Genomic DNA, 16,838 nt, shown 5'->3' on the forward strand with positions numbered 1-16,838 from the left:
GGGGGGGGGGGGGGGGGGGGGGGGGGGGGGGGGGGGGGGGGGGGGGGGGGGGGGGGGGGATGGGGGATGGCCTCAGGGGGCGTCGTCCCCCAGCAGGTCTTCCGCCGCGGACAGCGCCTGGTCCATGGGCAGGTCCGCGTCGACCATGCGGTGCAGCATCAGCCCGTCGATCGCGGCGACGATCAGGGTGGCCGCGCCCTCCCGCCGGGCAGCGGGCCAGCCGGGGTGCAGCAGGCCGAGCCGGTCGGCCACCTGGGCGCGCACCAGACGCAGCTCGTCGCGCAGCACCGCGCCGAGCGCGGGGTCGCGGGTGGCTCCCACGATCAGCTCCGCGGCCAGGCGGGTCGTCCGCTCGTCGCCGCTCGCGTGCGGCAGCGTGTCACGCATCATGCGCAGCGCCGCCCGTTCGTCCTCGACGCCGAGCAGCTCGGCGAGCAGCGGGCTGATGACCAGGTCGGTGGCCCGGCGGAAGATCGCGGCGTGCAGCCCGGCCAGCCCGCCGAAGTGGTAGTGGATCAGCCCCGGGTTGGTGCCCGCCCGCTCGGCCACGGCGCGCGTGGTGACTCCCGGCCATCCTTCCTGGCCCAGCAGCGCGATGCCGGTGAGCACCAGTTGCTCGCGTCGCCGGTCGCCTCGCGACGAAGTTGGTCGATCGGCCAAGTTGGTCATACGACCAAGTTAGCACGCCGGATCGGCGGAGCGGGCGCCGTTGACGCGCCGACCGGCGAAGCGCGCGGTGGGGAACGGGCAGTGGCGGCACGCATGGGGAACGGGCGGCGGGAACGGGCGGCGGAGGACGGGCGGCGGAGGACGGGCGGCGGAGGACGGGCGGTGGCGCGGGAGCCCTCTAGCGCTCCAGGCCGAACGTCACGGCCACCCGCCGGACGAGGTCGTCCTCGGCGTCGCCGACCGCGACCTCGATCCCGTGCAACCCCAGGCGCCGGATCTGCCCGGCGAGCCGGTCGGTGAACAGCGCGTCGCGCTCCAGCACGTTCCGCAGCGCCCGCCGCGGATCGCCGGTCCTGGCCAGGAAGCTCCAGTCCGGCCCGCCGCGGCCGTCGAACACCGCCCGGCGGAAAGCGGGCGTCGGCAGCAGCCACGCCGCCTGATCGACGTCGGCGAGCAGTGGCCGGACCAGGGCCGGGAGCAGCCGGAAGCCCTCGGCGAGCACCGGGCGGTCGGCGGGCAGGGTGAGCAGGTCCTCGACGATCAGCTCGAACCCTTCGCCGTGGTACCAGTGGAAGGTGTCCAGCATCTCGGCCGGGCTCCTGGTCACCCAGCGCTCGTCCATGTCCATGGCGGCGAACCGGCCCAGGTGCGGAGCCCGGTCCGCGGGCAGGCGGCGGGCATGATCGGGCATGGCCGCGTCGGTGTCGTACACGCGCATCCCGTGACGGCCGGCGAGGCGGCGGGCCACGGTGGACTTGCCGGCCCCGCTGCCGCCGCCGATCCAGTGGACGTGGCGCAGCCGTTCCCGCAGGACATCGTCCGGTACGTCGTCGTGGCCGCGCGCGGTCACAGCTGGTTCCTGATCGGCACGGGCGTGTCCGGGATCGGCTGGGCGAGGTAACCCGCCACCTCGGCCGGGGTGAGCAGGCGCGCCTCGCGCAGGATCTCCAGCGACTCCTGCCAGGACTCCCTGGCCTCCTCGTGCCGCCCGAGGTCGTACAGCGTGTGGCCGAGCCACCAGCAGGACACCGCGGTGCCCACCGCGAAGCCGGCCGTGCGCTGGAGTTCGATCGCCCGCCGGTACTTCCCGACGGCATCGGACAGCATCCCGCAGGCCCGGTAGGCGTCGGCCAAGGAGTCGTTGGCGATGCCGAGGTCGCCGGTGTCGCCCGATTCCTCCGTCAGGGCCAGGGCGTGCCGCGCCTCGCTCACGGCCTCCTCGTGTCTTCCCTGACGGTAGAAGACGTGCACCCGGTTGTTGCGCACGTAGGACTCGCGATCCTTACGCTTCGTGCGTTCGATGATGGCGAGGGCGGCTTCCAGCGCGGCGTGCGCGTCGTCGTAGCGGCCCATCACGGTGTAGGTGACGCCGAGGTCGTTGAGTATCCCCGCCTTGTTGTCCGGCTGCCCCGCCCGGTCCCAGCAGGCCAGCCCCTCCTCCAGGTGGGTCACCCCCGTCCGGAAGCGCCCGAGTTGCTGGTGGATGCCGCCGAGCCCCTGCAACAGGTAGGCGCGGGCCGTCCAGTCCTGCTCTTCCTCGGTCAGTCGCAGCGCCTCCTCGGTCACCTCGATGAGCTCGGGGAACCAGCCCCGGCGCTCGAACAGCCAGATGATGGCGTTCGCGAGGTTCGCCGCCGGGGAGTGGGCGTCGCGCGCCGCCTGCCGTGCCGTGGCCAGGAGGTTGTCCCGCTCGCGCCGCACCCAGTCGTTGGCGTCCGCCAGCGTGGTAAGTTCCTCCCCGGGCCGCTCGGTGGGAACCATGCCGTTGACCACACCGCCGCCGAAGAGCAGCGTGCACGCCTGCTGCGCGGTGGCCAGGTAGTGGTCCAGCACACGGCCGGCCGCGCCCGCCCGGTCGTCGTCGGGGACCTGCTGCTCGCGGGCGTACAGCCGGACCAGGTCGTGCATCCGGTAACGGCCGGATTCGGCGGGTTCGAGCAGGCGGGCGTCCGTCAGGTGCTCCAGTGCTGTTTCGGCGCGGCGCTCGGTCCAGTCCGTCAGCGCGGCGGTGGTGGCCAGGGTGTGCGTGGGCAGGTCCACCAGCCCCAGCAGGGCGAGCAGCCGCGCCGCGTCCCGCCTTCCTGGTTCCTCGCGCAACTGCTCGTGGCTGACCGCGATACTGGCGCGTACGGCCAGGTCGGCGTACTCCAGCAGGTCGAGCCGCCGGGTGGCGTCGGCCAGCCGGACCGCGAGATCGGCCGGCGACCAGTCGGGCCGGGCCGCCAGGCGGGCTCCCATGATGCGCAGGGCGAGCGGGAAACCGCCGCAGAGCCGGGCGATCTCCAGCGCCGCCTCCGGCTCGGCCTCCACCCGGCCGGCTCCGGCGACCCGGGCGAGCAGCGCGACGGCTTCGGTGTCGTCGAGCCGGCCGAGCCGCAGGTGCCGGGCGTTGTCCAGGGTGACCAGCGGATCGCGGCTGGTGACCAGGACGCGGCAGCCCGGCCCCGCGGGCAGCAGCGAGCGGACCTGGCGGGCGTCGCGGGCGTTGTCCAGGATCACCAGCAGGTGACCCGCCGCCGTGAGCGAGCGGTAGCGGGCGGCGGCCTCCTCGGCGTCCACGGGAACGGCGGTGCCGTCCAGGCCCAGGGAGCGCAGCAGGTGGCGGAGGGCTTCGACGGGCGTCAAGGGGGTGAGCCCGGCGGTGGATCCGTGCAGGTCGACGTAGATGACGCCGTCGGTGAAACGCCTGGCGACGGTGTGGGCGACGTGGACGGCGAGGGCGGACTTGCCGATGCCGCCCGGCCCGCTGATCACGGTGACCGCACCCCCACCCGCCGCACCGGTCCTCGGCGGCTCGCCCCGGGTGGCGCCGGTCAGGGCCGTTCCCGGCGGCTCGGCCTTGAAGCCGCCGGTCGGGCCCGATCCCGGCTGCTCGGTTCCGGAGTCGCCGGTCAGGTCGGCTCTGAGCCGTTCGATCTCGGCCGCCCGCGCCGTGAACGCCTGGGTGCCGGCGGGCAGTTCGGCGGGTGCGACGGGCCGGCCCGGCTCGGCCCGGTGCTCCGGTGGCAGGTCGAGCTCGGGATCCTTGACGAGTACGGCCTGCTGGAGCTCGCGGATCTCGGTGCCGGGCTCGACGCCCAGTTCCTCGACCATGATCCGGCGCAGGCGCTGGTAGACCTCGAGCGCCTCGGGCGCCCGGCCGTCGCGGTACAGGGCGAGCATGAGCTGGGCGGCCGGCCGTTCCCGCAGCGGGTGCGTGCTGACGTACGCGGCGAGTTCGCCGGCCAGGGCGCGGTGCTCACCGGCGGACAGGCGCAGGTCGGCGTGGTCCTCCAGGACGGCCAGCCGCTCCGCCTCCAGCCGGTCGGACTCGATCCGCGCCCAGGTCGCGTCCACCTCGGCCAGCGCCGTGCCGCGCCACAGCCCGAGCGCCCCGCGGAACAACGCGTCCGCGGTGGCGAGGGAGCCTCCGGCGTGAGCGGCCCTGGCCCGCCCGGCCAGGCTGGTGAAGGCGTGCGCGTCCACGTGGTCGGGCTCCATCGCCAGCCGGTAGCCGCCGGGCACGGTCTCGATGAGCTCCGCGCCGCCGTGGGCGGCGAACGCCTCACGGAGCTTGGAGATCACGATGTGCACCTGCTTGCCCGCGGTCGCGGCGGAGCTGCTCTCCCACACGTCGGACAGCAGCCGCTCGGCGGCTACGGACCGCCCCGCGGCCAGCGCGAGCCGGGCCAGCACCCCCACCCGCCGGGCCCCGGCGATCTGCACCGGTTCGCCGTCCGCCTCGACCTCCCAGGGCCCGAGGCACCTGATCTCCAGTCTCAAGGGAGCGCTCCCGTCGTCAACGAAGATCGCCAAGTCTAGCGACCCGCCCTCCGCCCGGCGCTCGCTCTCCCGGATCCCCGGCGCGCGCGGCCCGCCGTTCCGGAGAACCCGGCGGCGAGCTCTGGGAGGGCGGGTCAGGCGGAGTCGCGGACGACGAGGACGGGGTCGAAGATCTTCGAGGTGGCCGGTCGTCCGGGCTGTTCGATGTGGGCCAGCAACATCCGCGCCATCTCCCCGGCCATGTCCTCCACCGGATGGCGGACGGTGGTGAGCGGCGGCCGGCACGCGGTCGCCGCGCTGCTGTCGTCGAAGCCGACCACGGCCACGTCCTCGGGCACCCGGCGCCCGTGGTGGCGCAGGGCGACCAGCGCGCCCTGGGCCATCAGGTCGTTGGCCACGAACACGCCGTCGAGACCGGGCTGCTCGGTCAGCAGCCGCTCCATGGCCGCCTCGCCGCTGTGATGGGTGAAGCCGCCCTCGGCGTGGGGCACGTAGGCGTGGCCGTGGGCGGCCATCGCGTCCAGGAAGCCGGTCAGCCGGGACTGCCCGGCCGGCACGTCGAGCGGGCCGGAGACGGTCGCGACGCGGCGGCGGCCGCGGGCGACGAGGTGGTCGGCGGCGAGCTTGGCCCCGGCCCGATGGTCGACGTCGACGTAGCTGATCGGGATCGGCTCGGCCGGCCTGGCGAACAGCACGGCCGGTACCCGCGCCTCGACCAGCAGCCGGGGCAGCGGGTCGGCCGCGTGGGTGGAGACCAGCAGCGCCCCGTCGGCGTTGCCGTGGCGCAGGTGGGTGAGGACCTGGGCGTGGATCTCGGCGGTCTCGGCGAACATCAGGATCGGATGGATGCCCCGGGGCCGCAGGAAACTCACGATGCCGCCGACGACGCGGCCGAAGAACGGGTCGGCGAAGACCTGGCCGGGAAAGGGGGCGTCGGCGCCCTCGCTGCCCGCCCCCGAGACGACGAGCGCGATCGCGCCGGTGCGCCGGGTGACGAGGGAACGGGCGGCGTGGTTGGGCACGTAGCCGGTGGTGGCGATGGCCCGCCGGACGGTCTCCTGGATCGCCGGGTCGACGTTGCGGATGCCGTTGATCACCCGGGAGACCGTGGACCGCGAGACTCCCGCCGCGCGGGCCACGTCTTCCAGAGTGATGGACGAGCCTGATGACGGCGAGGGATCTTGCCTCATCCGCCCTTTATAGCACAGCGCTCGGAGAGCGCTCTCCAAACTCTCCTCTCATGGCCGGGGAAGCTGGAAGTCCTCGGTCAGCGCGGCGCCGCGATGCGGTTTGTACAGGTCGTAGCCGCGCGGGTTGCACTGGAGGCCGCCGTTGATGCAGTGGGTCACCAGCGCGTCGAGGATCGCCGGGTCGTCCCAGGCGTTGAAGAAGTCGTAGTGCCAGGTGTAGCCGCGCCCGCTGGACAGCCGGGCCTGGGACAGGTCGCCGTCCGCCGGGAAGGCGATCTTGAACTCCAGCATCGGCACCGCCACCGGATGCCCGGCCGGGCAGTAGCCGCCGACGGGGTAGGCCATGTGGCTCTTGTGGTCTGCGCTGTCCAGGTTGACCCCGTCCCAGCAGCTCGGTGCCTGGTAGCGGACGTTGACCTGGGTGCCGGTCGCGCACGAGCGGGGGATGTCCCAGCTGCGCGACAGGTCGCCGCATTCGAAGCCCTCCACGGCGCCGGGCGCGTCGCGGAACTCCTCCAGGCTCGCGTACGGGCTGCCGACGACGAAGCGCAGGCCCTGCGGGAACGGCTGCACCCGCCAGTACTCCAGGATGCCCGACTTGTAGTAGATGACCTGGTCGCCGGTCGGCTGGATCAGCTGGTCGCCCTTGTAGAAGCTGGGGAACCAGTACGCCGACCGGTCGTGCGGATTGGTGCACGAGGTGCCGCCGCCGAGCAGCGAGGCGGCCGTGCTGCCCGCATGGGTGGTCCGGTTCCCGACGAACGTGTGCATGTGCGAGGCGCCGGGCAGGCCGGGATAGACGATGGGGTCGTCGGGCCGGTTCGCCGTCCACGAGCAGTTGGCCTGGAACTCGTGGTGGGTCACCTCGTCGGTGTACGTCGGGCTGGGCCTCGGCGTGGCAGGCGAGCCGCCGGTGCCGTAGACGCGCATCTCCCACAGGGAGTAGCCGTAGCCGGTGGCTCTGCTGGTGCCGTACATGCGGACGTGGCGTCCGGTGGCGGTGAGGTCGATGGTCTGGGTCCCGCCGGTGCCGGTGGTGGTGGCGTAGGCGTCGGTCCAGCTGGTGCCGTCGTTCGAGGTCTGGATCCTGAACGCGGTGGCGTACGCGCTCTCCCAGATGAGCACGACACGGCTGATGGCGGCGGGGGCGCCGAGGTCCACCCGCAGCCACTGCGGATCGGCGACGGCGCTCGACCAGCGCGTAGTGGTGCTGCCGTCCACGGCGGCGCCGGCGCTGTAACCCGTGCCCTCGACGGAGGAGGCGGTCGCCGGCCGCCCCTGCGAGAGCAGGCCGTCGGCGGCGGAGGCGGGGACGAGCGTGGTCAGGCCGGCCGCGACCAGCGCGGCCACGGCGGCGAGTGCGACGCACAACGCTCTGAGAGGGAACGTGGCGGGACTGCGGGAAGGGGGCATGGGTCTCTCCTCCGACGGGTCGGGCACGACACGTAGGAGAGCGCTCTCCAAAAGAGTGACCGTCGCGGTGACCCGTTGTCAAGCGGGGGAGGGCCCGCGGGTGTCCTGGCCTGCCGCGTTTCCGGTGGATGAGCAGGGTGTTTCACTCCGGTGAAGAAATGGGTCTTGACTCCGTGGCCGGGCGGGAGGACTCTCCACTACGGAGAGCGCTCTCCCACCTGAGCCGTGCCCGCGGCCCGGCACCCCCCGTCGGTAGGAGAGCTCGTGCACCCCACTCGCAGTCCGGGCCCGCGCCGGTTGACGGCGGTCGCCGTCGCCCTGGCGGGCCTGATCGTGTCCCTGCTGGGCTTCCCCGCTCCGGCGGCGGCCGACAGCCTGCTGTCCCAGGGCCGTCCGGCGACCGCCTCCTCGCAGGAAGGGGCCGCCTACGCCGCGGCGGCCGCGTTCGACGGGGATCTGACCGGCACCCGGTGGTCCAGCTCGTTCAGCGATCCGCAGTGGTTGCGGGTCGATCTGGGCGCCTCCGCCCGCATCAGCCGCGTCGTGCTGACCTGGGAGAGCGCGTACGCCACCGCGTTCAGGATCCAGACCTCGAACGACGGCGCCACCTGGACCGACGCCCACACCACCACCGCCGGCACCGGCGGGACCCAGACCATCGACCTCACCGCCACCGGACGCCACGTTCGCATGTACGGCACCGCCCGCGCGACCGGCTACGGCTACTCCCTCTGGGAGATGCAAATCTATGGCGAAACCGGAACAGACCCGGGCACGTGGAGCGAGGTCTGGCGGGACGACTTCACCGGCCCGGCCGGCAGCCCGCCGTCGGCCGCGAACTGGATCCCGCGCACCGGCACCTCCTACCCCGGCGGCCCGGCCGACTGGGGCACCGGCGAGGTCGAGACCATGACCGACGCGCCGGCCAACGTGCACCTCGGCGACGGCCGCCTGACCATCAAGGCGATCAGGGACGGCGCGGGCCGCTGGACCTCCGGCCGGATCGAGACCCGGCGCGCCGACTTCGAGCCGAGGCCGGGCGAGCTGCTGAGGTTCAGCGCGATGATCAAACAGCCGGACGTCGCGAACGGGCTCGGCTACTGGCCCGGCTTCCGGGCGACCGGCGCCGCCTTCCGCGGCGACCACACGAACTGGCCGGGCATCGGCGAGACCGACATCATGACCGCAGTCAACGGCCGTGACCAGCTCGCCAACACCCTGCACTGCGGCACCGCCCCCGACGGCGTGTGCAACGAGTACAACGGCCGCACCAGCGGCTTCGCCAGTTGCGCCGGCTGCCGCACCGGCTACCACGAGTACACGCAGATCGTCGACCGGACGAAGACCGACGAGGAGATCCGCTTCTACCTCGACGGCAGGCAGACCTGGGTCGTCCGCGAGAGCCAGGTCGGCGTGGCCGCCTGGAAGGCCGCCGTGCACCACGGCTTCTACCTCCGCCTCGACCTGGCCGTCGGCGGCTCGCTGCCGAACGCCCTGGCCGGCCTCACCACGCCCACCGCCGCCACCACCTCCGGCGGCGAGCTCAGTGTGGACTGGGTCGCGGTCTCCCGGCAGGCCGGCTCCGTCCCCGCCGAGATGAGCGACCCGCCCGTCCCCGCCGGGCCGAGCGTCGTGCGGGTGACCGGCTCGCCGGGCGACTGGCGGCTGACCGTGAACGGCTCGCCGTACCTGATCAAGGGGGTGACCTACGGCCCGCCGCAGGCCGCGGCCGACGGGTACGTGCGCGACCTGAAGGCCATGGGGGTCAACACGATCCGCACCTGGGGCGTCGACGACGCGCACACCGCCGCGCTGCTGGACACCGCGGCCCGGCACGGCGTCAAGGTCATCGTCGGGCACTGGCTGAACCAGGGCGCCGACTACGTCAATGACACCGCGTACAAGACGAGCGTGAAGAACGAGATCGTGGCCCGCGTCAACGCGCTGAAGAACCGCCAGGGCGTGCTGATGTGGGACGTCGGCAACGAGGTGATCCTCACCATGCAGGACCACGGCCTGCCGGCCGACGTGGTCGAGCAGCGGCGGGTCGCCTACGCGAAATTCGTCGACGAGGTGGCGCAGGCGATCCACGCCGCCGACCCGAACCACCCGGTCACCTCGACCGACGCCTACACGCACGCCTGGACCTACTACAAGGCGCACGCCCCGGCGCTCGACCTGCTGGCGGTCAACTCCTACGGCGCCATCCACACCGTCAGGCAGGACTGGATCGCCGGCGGGCACACCCGGCCGTACATCGTCACCGAGGCGGGACCCGACGGCGAGTGGGAGGTCCCGGACGACGTCAACGGCGTGCCCGACGAGCCGGGCGACCTGGAGAAACGGGACATGTACCTGGCGAGCTGGAACGCCGTCACGGGCCACGCCGGCGTCGCGCTCGGCGCCACCGAGTTCCACTACGGCCTGGAGAACGACTTCGGCGGCGTCTGGCTCAACACCACGACCGGGGGCTGGCGCCGGCAGGGCTACCACGCGCTCAAACGCGCCTACACCGGCCAGGCCACCGGCAACACACCACCGGCGATCACCTCGATGACGGTCGGCTCACAGACCGCCGTGCAAGCGGGCAAGGAGTTCGCCGTCGAGGTCGCCGCGTCCGACCCGGACGGCGACCTGATCCGCTACAACGTCATGGTCGGCGACAAGCACATCACCGGCAACCGCGGCCTGACCCAGGCGCGCTTCACCGAGACGGGCCCGGGCACGTTCGCGGTGACGGCGCCGGAGCGGATGGGCGTGTGGAAGGTGTACGTCTACGCCTACGACGGCCACGGCAACGCCGGCATCGAGCAGCGCTCGTTCCGCGTGGTGCCGCCGGTCGTCCCGGGCACCGACCTGGCCAGGGGCCGGCCCACCAGCGCCTCGACCTACCAGGCGAACGGCGACGGCGGCCCGTTCACCCCCGACCGGGCCACCGACGGCAGCTTCACCACCCGCTGGGCCAGCGAGTGGGCCGATCCGCAGTGGATCCAGGTGGACCTGGGGCGGACCGCCGCGATCAAGCACGTCCAGCTCGGCTGGGAGGACGCCTACGGCGCCGCGTACGAGGTGCAGACCTCGGCCGACGGGGCCGGCTGGACGACCGCGTACAGCACCGCGAGCGGTGACGGCGGCTTCGACGAGATCGCGCTGAACGCCTCCGCCCGCTACGTCCGGCTGAACCTCACCCGGCGCGGCACCGCGTACGGCTACTCACTGTGGGAGTTCGGCGTGTACGGCTGACGCGCCAGGAAGCGGCGTCCCGGCCATGGCCCGGGACGCCGCCCGAGGACACACGGTTTATCCGGCGGCCGCGATCGGTGGCGCGCCGCTGCCCTCCAGCCGGGTGGTGATCGCGATCCGGTTGTGCGTGTTGATCACCGTCGCGGCCCAGATCAGCGCCGCCAGCTGGGTCTCGTCGAAGAGGCTCGCCGCCTCGGCGTACACCGAGTTCGGCACCTGACCGGCGAAGACCAGCGTGATCGCCTCCGTCAGCGACAAGGCGGCCCGCTCCCGGGGAGTGAGCACCTTGCTGTTGCGCCAGGCCCGCACGTCGCGGATGCGCTGCTCACTCTGGCCCATGGCGCGCGCGTCCCGGAGGTGCCGGGTGAGCGAGAGGGAGCAACCGTTGATCTGGGACGCGCGGATCCTGACCAGCTGCAGCAACTCCGGCTCGATGCCGGCGGCCCGCGCCGCGGCCAGGGCCGCCTCGTGCAGCGCGCTCATCGCGCTGGAGACGTCCGGGGTCACGTCCTTGATCGCGATCCGGGTGACGGTGGCATCAGACATGGGCGTGGCTCTCTTCCCGCTCGTTGAAAAGGCGCCTGCGTTACGGCAGGGGATACGCGGCGCCCGCCCGCGCGGTTCGATCACCGAAGCTCAGGGGAGGGGTTACGGGTGCACCGTCCAGCTGCGGCGGGCGTTCAGGGTGGCGGGCTCGAAACCGGCCAGCTGCTTGTAGCGCAGGGCGATCTCCTCGCGCTCGGCCAGCGGCAGGACCTGCTCGACGTCGGCGAAGCCGCCGGGGGCGCGTTCGCAGGCCAGCCGCAGGATGACCTCGGGCCCGTCCTTCCGGTTGGCCAGCACGATGTTGTTCGTGACCGGCCGGCGCTGCTCCTCGTAGAACTCCAGGCCCAGGCCGTGGGCCAGCGCGTACGCCAGGACGCGGGCGTCGATGACGGCCTGGGTGCCGCCGTTGGAGCCGGTCGGGTACATCGGGTGCGCCGCGTCGCCCATCAGCGTCACCCGCTCCGCCGACCAGCGGGGTAACGGGTCACGGTCGACCAGCGGGTACTGGAACACCTGCTCCGCGCCCTCGATGAGCGCCTGCACGTCCAGCTCGTCACAGTGCCAGCCGCGCACGTGGGGCAGCACGCGCTCCACCTCGACGGGCTGGTTCCAGTCGCCCGTGGGCACGCCCTCGACCCGCGCCCGGTGCTGGACGGCCCAGTTGATCAGCTGGGTGCCGTCGTCGCCGGGCGGCGCGACGGGGTAGATGACCAGCTTCTGCGTGCTGTCGCCGATCATCAGCATGGAGCCGCCGGTCAGGAACGGCTTGGCGTACGTGGTGCCGCGCCACAGCACGTCGCCGCCCGGCACCGGCTCGCCCTCGCCGGGGAACAGGGCCTGCCTGACGCTGGAGCGGATGCCGTCGGCGCCGACGAGCAGGTCGGCGTCATGGTCGAGGCCGGTGACGGGGGAGCCGAGGACGACCGACTCCGGGCCGAGGCGCTCGCGTACCGCCTCCAGCAGCATCATCTGCAGCCGGCCGCGATGGATCGAGTACTGCGGCCACCGGTAGCCGGCCCGCAGCCCGCGCGGCTCGGACCAGATCCGCTGCCCGCGGTGGGTGAGGAAGGTCAGGTCGGCGGTCGCCACGCCGATCGCGGCCAGCCGCTCGCCCAGGCCGAGCTCGATGAGTTCGCGCACGGCGTGCGGGAGGATGTTGATGCCGACCCCGAGCGGATGCGGCTCCGCCACCGCCTCGTGGACGGTCACGTCCGTGATGCCGGCCGCGTGCAGGCTCAGGGCCGCCGTCAGCCCGGCGATGCCGGCTCCTGCGATGATCACGCGCGGGGGTCGCGTCGTCATGAGGCCTCCGATGGCCGTTCGCCTGCTCCTGGTCGTCGCGCTCGGCGGCTCGCGGATCAGCTCCGCCGTATTCACATAGTCGTCTCTGCGGCCCCGGATGGCTACGAGCCGGAGGGACGGTCCCAGATGCGCCCGGTGTCCCAGGCGTACTCCCAGGCCTGGATGTCGGGCGGCTGGATGCCGAGGCCGGTCAGGATGGCGCAGACCTGCTCGCGGTGGTGGTTGGCGTGGTTGACGGCCTGGGCCAGGAAGATGCCCGTGCGGGTCTCGCGCGTGCCCTCGTCGATGACGAGCACGGCCTCGACGTCGATCGGCCGGGCCAGCACCTTCTCCCACAGCCGCGCGGCCTCCGACGCCCGTTTCCGCAGCTCGTCCAGGTCGGCCTCGCGCTCGTCGTCCACCCAGGGGATCTCGGTCGCGGCCAGGCGCCGCACGTAGCTCCCGTCGGCGTCGACGATGTGCCGCAACGTCGAGCGGATGCCGCCGAACGTGCCGACCCCGCGCACCTCCAGCTGCTCCGCCGAGAGCCGCTGATCCCGGCAGAACTCGATGAGCCGTCCGGTCGCCCAGGTGTTGTGGCGGATCGTGTCGAGCAGGACCGTGTTCATGGGTTCCCCTTCGCAGCGTCCGATCTTGATGCTGCTCGGCCACTCGTGCGGGCGCAACGTATTTAACGTCCCGGGGCGGCCTCCGACCCCATGGCCGCCGGAGCCGGGATCCGATGTCGAGGTGAAGACGCCGCCCAAGACCCGCGCGTCGCTGCCCAGAAGGGGCAAACCGAAGAACCTGGACGAGAAACAGTTCACCATCGTCTTCACGCAGACGAAGCGTGAGGCGCTGGATCAGCAGGCCGAGGCGGAGAAGGCGAAGGAGTCGGGCGAGAGTAGCGACATGGACGAGGACGAGCCGAGACAGGCCCTCGACGAGGACGACCCGATGCGTCAGCCGCTCGACGACGCGCTGTGGAACGGGTTCGCGTTCGACGCCGCCATCCGCGAGTCCGACATCTGGTACGTCCTGGACCCCAGCAGTACGAGGTGCTGATCGCCGAGAACGGCGAGCAGGCGCCGTCAACGCGAAGGAGACCGGGACCGTGCGCCGGGCGGAGCACAAGGCGGTCTGGACGAAGGTGCGGGACTTCCGCCGCACCTTGTGACCCGTCACGTCCCCTCCCTCCCGTCCTGATCTCCGGCGAAGTACGCTGTTGCCGGTTTCGCCCCACGCGGAATCGTTCCAGCGTTCCCCCAGGGAGGTCCGGCTTCGATGACCACGACGTTCGGTGTGATCGGCAGCGGGCGGCGGACCCGGTTCTTCCTGCGGCTGGCGAAGGCGATGCCGGACCGGCTGCGGGTGGCCGGCATCGTGACCCGCAGCACCGGCCGGGGCGCCGCGATCACCGCGGAGTGGGGCGTGCCGGCCTTCGGCTCGATCGGCGAGTTGCTCGCTCACGAGCGGCCCGACTACCTCGCCGCGGCGGTGACCTGGGACGCGATGCCGGGCGCCGTCCGCGAGGTGGCCGCGCTCGGGCTGCCCGTGCTCGCCGAGACGCCGCCCGCGCCCGACCTGGCCGGGCTGCGCTCGCTGTGGGCCGACGTCGGCGGCACCGGGCTGGTGCAGGTGGCCGAGCAGTACCTGCTGATGCCCGGGCACGCGGCCCGGCTGGCGATCGTGCGCGACGGCGTGATCGGCGAGCCGACCTCGGTCCAGGTCTCCTCCACGCACCTCTACCACGCGGTGTCGATGATCCGCGGCCTGCTCGGCGTCGGGTTCGAGCCCGCCGAGGTCCGCGCGGGAGCGTTCGAGGCGCCGCTGGCCGACCCGCTGACCTCCGCCGGCTGGCGCGGGAACGGCACGCCCCGCCAGATGTCCACCACCATCGCCACGATCGGCTTCGGCGGCCGGATGGGCCTGTACGACTTCACCGACAACCAGTGGTGGAACCCGCTGCTGTCGCGGCGCATCGTCGTGCGCGGCTCGACCGGTGAGCTGGCCGACGACCGGGTGGTCCGGCTGGCCGACCCGGTCACGCCGGTGGAGTCACGGCTGATCCGCCGCGACACCGGCGTGGACCTCGACCTGGAGGCGCGCGACCTGCGGCACATCAGCTTCGACGGGCGGGTGGTCTATCGCAACCCGTTCGCCGGGTCGGGCCTGTCCGACGACGACATCGCGGTCGCGGACCTGCTCGAACGCACGGGCGCCTGGGCACGGCAGGAGGGGCCGGCGCCGTACCCGCTGGCCGAGGCCTGCCAGGACCACCTCATCGGGCTCGCCATCGGCGAGTCCGCCAAGACCGGCGGCCCGGTCACCACGGGCACGGAGTCCTGGGCGAGCTGACGCCCCCGCCCCCGGCTCAGGGAAGCTCAGGGAAAGGTAGTGATCGCGTGTCCGAGCCCCGTACGACCCCCGCCCCGGGGCGGACCCCCGCGTGGCGCTACGCCATCGGGATGCTGGGCACCTCCATCCCGATCAACATGATCAAAGGATCGATGATCCTTTACTACGTCGACATCCTCGGGCTCGACGTACGAGCCTACGGCGTGGTCATGGTGATCTACGCGGTCATCGACGCGGTCGACAACCCGCTGCTCGGCCATCTGTCCGACCGCACCCGCAGCCGCTTCGGCCGGCGCCGCCCGTGGCTGCTCGTCGGCGCGCCGATGCTGGTGGCCTGCATGATCGCGTTCTTCTCCGCGCCGTCCTCGCTGCGAGGCATGGGGCTCGTGCTGTGGTTCGCGGTGTTCGCGATCCTGTGCGAGGCCTTCGACTCGATGATCAACGCCAACTACGGCGCGCTGCTGCCCGAGCTCTACCCGCGCGAGCGCGACCGCGCGGTCGCCAACGGCCTGCGCCAGGGCTTCCAGCTGGTGGCGCTCGTGCTCTCGCTGGCGGTCACCCCGCTGCTCACGACGAGCGTGTTCGGCACCGAGGAGTCCACCGAGGGCTTCCGCACCACGGCGATCATCTACGGCGCGGTCGCGCTCGTCGTGATCGCGTTCATGGCGCTCAGCGCGCGCGAGCGGCCGCGCTACTCCACGCGCGAGCGGCCGCGGCTGCTGCCTAGCCTGTGGTCGATCGTGCGCAACCCGATGTTCTGGTCGGTCGGGCTCATCGGCGCCTGCTACGGCATCGCCATGGCGCTGGTGTTGTCGGGCATCCAGCTGTACGTGCGCTACTCGCTCGGGCTCCCGGTCGTGAACGCCCTCTACCTCCAGGGCATCGTCATCCTCGTCACCGCGGGCGGCCTCGTCGTGTGGACCCGGCTGGTCGCCCGCCGGGGCGCGCTGTGGGCCTGGCGGATCGCCTTCGCGGTGCTCGCGGCCGGCTTCGCCGCCCTGTTCTTCGCCACCGGCCTGGTCACCGCGATCGCGGCGGGCATGCTCGTCGGCGCCGGCTGGTCGGGCATGCTGGCGACGAACGACCTGATCGTCGCGCGTGTCCTGGACGCGGACGCGGCCCGCAACGGGGAGCACCGCGAAGGGCTCTTCCTGTCGGCGTTCGGCTTCTTCGGGCGGCTCAACGGGATCGTGACCGGGCTCGCGCTCACCTCGCTGGGGGTGTTCTTCGGCTACAACTCGGGCGCCGACCCCGGCGCCGACCCGGGGCTCGCGTTCCGGATGTACCTGTGCGTGTATCCGTTCGTGCTGACGGCGATCGGCGCGATCGCGGCGCGGATCGTCTCGGTCCCGATCGAGACGCCGCCCGAGGCGACCGACCCGGTCCCGCCGCCTGACCCGGGCCCCGGCGACGGGCCGATGAACGGCTCTGTGGAGGGGACGATGGACGAGGCCGCGGGACCGCCCGGGGAGCGTCCAGAGCCCGCGGGACCGGCCGAGGAGCGTCCGGAGCCTGCGGGACCGGCCGCGGAGCGGCCTCTATGAGCCGCCGGCTCGTCATCACGGCCGACGACCTCGGCCGTGAGCAGGGGACCACGGAGGTCATCGCCGCGCTGCTGGCCGAGGGGCACGTCTCCGCGACCACGCTCATCTGCGTCTCACCGGTCGCGGAGGCGGCCGCGAAGCAGGTCAGGGAGCTCGGCGTGCTGCCCCGGCTGCACGTGACCCTCACCAGCGAGCGCGGCCTCCCGCGCTGGCAGCCGCTCGCCGTCACCGGCAGCCTCGCCGATCAGGACGGGACCCTCAGCGCCGACCCGATGGTCCTCGGCGCGCGCGGCGAGGCTCCCGACGTCATGGAGGAGGCGGAGGCGCAGCTGCGCTGGATGCGCGAGCGCGACCTCGCGCCCGTGGCGGCCGACTCCCACGCCGGCACCCTGTACGGCCTGCACGGCAGGTCGTGGCTGGCCGAGACGCTCGAATGGTGCGCGCGCCACGGCCTGGCCTTCCGGCTGCCCCGCGACCCCGAGCCGTATTTCGGCGGGCCGCTCCCGCCGCCGTTCGCGGCGGCGCACGAGCGCGCCGTCGCCCACGCCGACGCGCTGGGTGTGGCCATCCCGGAGACGATCGCCACCAACCGCCGTACAGCCGCCGAACTGGGCACGTACGAGACGCTCAGGGACGACTACCTCCGCCGGCTCGCCGCCCTGCCCGAGGGAACCAGTGAACTGTTCCTGCACCCGTCCCGCGAGGACGCGGTCGAAGGTCCGGACGGCGTCGTACGATCATGGGAGGCGCGGCTGCTGCGTGACCCGGTGTGGCACGGCGCCATCGAGAGCGAGGACGTCGAGGTGGTCGAGGGCTGGTGGGACTGACGGCC

General features: G+C 72.8%; 13 protein-coding genes. 5 read left to right on the forward strand and 8 right to left on the reverse strand.

The features are described 5' to 3' along the window. Positions 1-72 precede the first annotated feature (72 nt). The 5 genes from B0I32_RS47710 to B0I32_RS47730 all read right to left on the reverse strand — a co-directional run bounded on the left by B0I32_RS47710 (position 73) and on the right by B0I32_RS47730 (position 7,034). On the reverse strand, positions 73-669 hold the full coding sequence (locus B0I32_RS47710) for a TetR/AcrR family transcriptional regulator (RefSeq protein WP_106251097.1): 597 nt from the start codon (positions 667-669) through the stop codon (positions 73-75). Positions 670-847: 178 nt separating this feature from the next. After that, positions 848-1,519: a hypothetical protein gene (locus B0I32_RS47715; protein WP_106251099.1), complete on the reverse strand. Its 672-nt coding sequence runs from the start codon at positions 1,517-1,519 to the stop codon at positions 848-850. After that, a complete protein-coding gene (locus B0I32_RS47720; protein WP_181308577.1) occupies positions 1,516-4,431 on the reverse strand; it encodes an AfsR/SARP family transcriptional regulator in 2,916 nt (971 codons plus the stop codon). Before B0I32_RS47720 ends, B0I32_RS47715 begins: the two co-directional genes overlap by 4 nt. A gap of 134 nt (positions 4,432-4,565) precedes the next feature. Next, positions 4,566-5,621 carry a LacI family DNA-binding transcriptional regulator gene (locus B0I32_RS47725; protein ID WP_106251103.1) on the reverse strand — a complete coding sequence of 352 codons (1,056 nt, stop codon included), beginning with the start codon at positions 5,619-5,621 and terminating at the stop codon, positions 4,566-4,568. A 48-nt stretch (positions 5,622-5,669) separates the two neighbouring features. Next, the gene (locus tag B0I32_RS47730) at positions 5,670-7,034 is read right to left on the reverse strand and encodes a DUF1996 domain-containing protein (protein WP_106251104.1); all 1,365 of its coding nucleotides are present in this window, start codon (positions 7,032-7,034) and stop codon (positions 5,670-5,672) included. A 264-nt stretch (positions 7,035-7,298) separates the two neighbouring features. Between B0I32_RS47730 and B0I32_RS47735 the strand changes: the two genes are divergently transcribed. Continuing rightward, complete coding sequence (locus B0I32_RS47735; protein WP_106251106.1) at positions 7,299-10,277, forward strand: discoidin domain-containing protein; 2,979 nt, start codon at positions 7,299-7,301, stop codon at positions 10,275-10,277. A gap of 57 nt (positions 10,278-10,334) precedes the next feature. Here B0I32_RS47735 and B0I32_RS47740 read toward each other — a convergent pair whose 3' ends face one another. The 3 genes from B0I32_RS47740 to B0I32_RS47750 all read right to left on the reverse strand — a co-directional run bounded on the left by B0I32_RS47740 (position 10,335) and on the right by B0I32_RS47750 (position 12,733). After that, positions 10,335-10,823: a carboxymuconolactone decarboxylase family protein gene (locus B0I32_RS47740; RefSeq protein ID WP_106251108.1), complete on the reverse strand. Its 489-nt coding sequence runs from the start codon at positions 10,821-10,823 to the stop codon at positions 10,335-10,337. Positions 10,824-10,925: 102 nt separating this feature from the next. Beyond that, positions 10,926-12,125, reverse strand: coding sequence for a flavin-dependent oxidoreductase (locus tag B0I32_RS47745; RefSeq protein WP_106251109.1), 1,200 nt, complete (start codon positions 12,123-12,125; stop codon positions 10,926-10,928). A gap of 101 nt (positions 12,126-12,226) precedes the next feature. Next, on the reverse strand, positions 12,227-12,733 hold the full coding sequence (locus B0I32_RS47750; protein ID WP_181308579.1) for a DinB family protein: 507 nt from the start codon (positions 12,731-12,733) through the stop codon (positions 12,227-12,229). 121 nt (positions 12,734-12,854) lie between these two features. Here B0I32_RS47750 and B0I32_RS58385 point away from each other — a divergent pair, with 121 nt between their 5' ends. From B0I32_RS58385 to B0I32_RS47765, 4 genes are all read left to right on the forward strand, one after another. Next, on the forward strand, positions 12,855-13,169 hold the full coding sequence (locus tag B0I32_RS58385) for a hypothetical protein (protein WP_181308581.1): 315 nt from the start codon (positions 12,855-12,857) through the stop codon (positions 13,167-13,169). Between the two features lie 219 nt (positions 13,170-13,388). Then, entirely contained in the window at positions 13,389-14,462 is a 1,074-nt protein-coding gene (locus B0I32_RS47755; protein ID WP_106251113.1) for a Gfo/Idh/MocA family protein, read from the forward strand. A 47-nt stretch (positions 14,463-14,509) separates the two neighbouring features. Then, a complete protein-coding gene (locus B0I32_RS47760; protein WP_106251115.1) occupies positions 14,510-16,006 on the forward strand; it encodes an MFS transporter in 1,497 nt (498 codons plus the stop codon). Continuing rightward, entirely contained in the window at positions 16,003-16,833 is an 831-nt protein-coding gene (locus B0I32_RS47765; protein WP_106251117.1) for a ChbG/HpnK family deacetylase, read from the forward strand. Before B0I32_RS47760 ends, B0I32_RS47765 begins: the two co-directional genes overlap by 4 nt. Positions 16,834-16,838 lie beyond the last annotated feature (5 nt).

Origin of the sequence: Nonomuraea fuscirosea (assembly GCF_003001935.1) — a bacterium.
GTDB classification, from domain to species: domain Bacteria; phylum Actinomycetota; class Actinomycetes; order Streptosporangiales; family Streptosporangiaceae; genus Nonomuraea; species Nonomuraea fuscirosea.

Bases quoted from the DNA above. Each gene is read 5' to 3' on its own strand.
- B0I32_RS47710 (WP_106251097.1), bottom strand. From the start codon at position 669: ATGACCAACTTGGCCGATCGACCAACTTCGTCGCGAGGCGACCGGCGA.
- B0I32_RS47725 (WP_106251103.1), bottom strand. From the start codon at position 5,621: ATGAGGCAAGATCCCTCGCCGTCATCAGGCTCGTCCATCACTCTGGAA.
- B0I32_RS47730 (WP_106251104.1), bottom strand. From the start codon at position 7,034: ATGCCCCCTTCCCGCAGTCCCGCCACGTTCCCTCTCAGAGCGTTGTGC.
- B0I32_RS47740 (WP_106251108.1), bottom strand. From the start codon at position 10,823: ATGTCTGATGCCACCGTCACCCGGATCGCGATCAAGGACGTGACCCCG.
- B0I32_RS47745 (WP_106251109.1), bottom strand. From the start codon at position 12,125: ATGACGACGCGACCCCCGCGCGTGATCATCGCAGGAGCCGGCATCGCC.
- B0I32_RS47750 (WP_181308579.1), bottom strand. From the start codon at position 12,733: ATGAACACGGTCCTGCTCGACACGATCCGCCACAACACCTGGGCGACC.
- B0I32_RS47755 (WP_106251113.1), top strand. From the start codon at position 13,389: ATGACCACGACGTTCGGTGTGATCGGCAGCGGGCGGCGGACCCGGTTC.
- B0I32_RS47765 (WP_106251117.1), top strand. From the start codon at position 16,003: ATGAGCCGCCGGCTCGTCATCACGGCCGACGACCTCGGCCGTGAGCAG.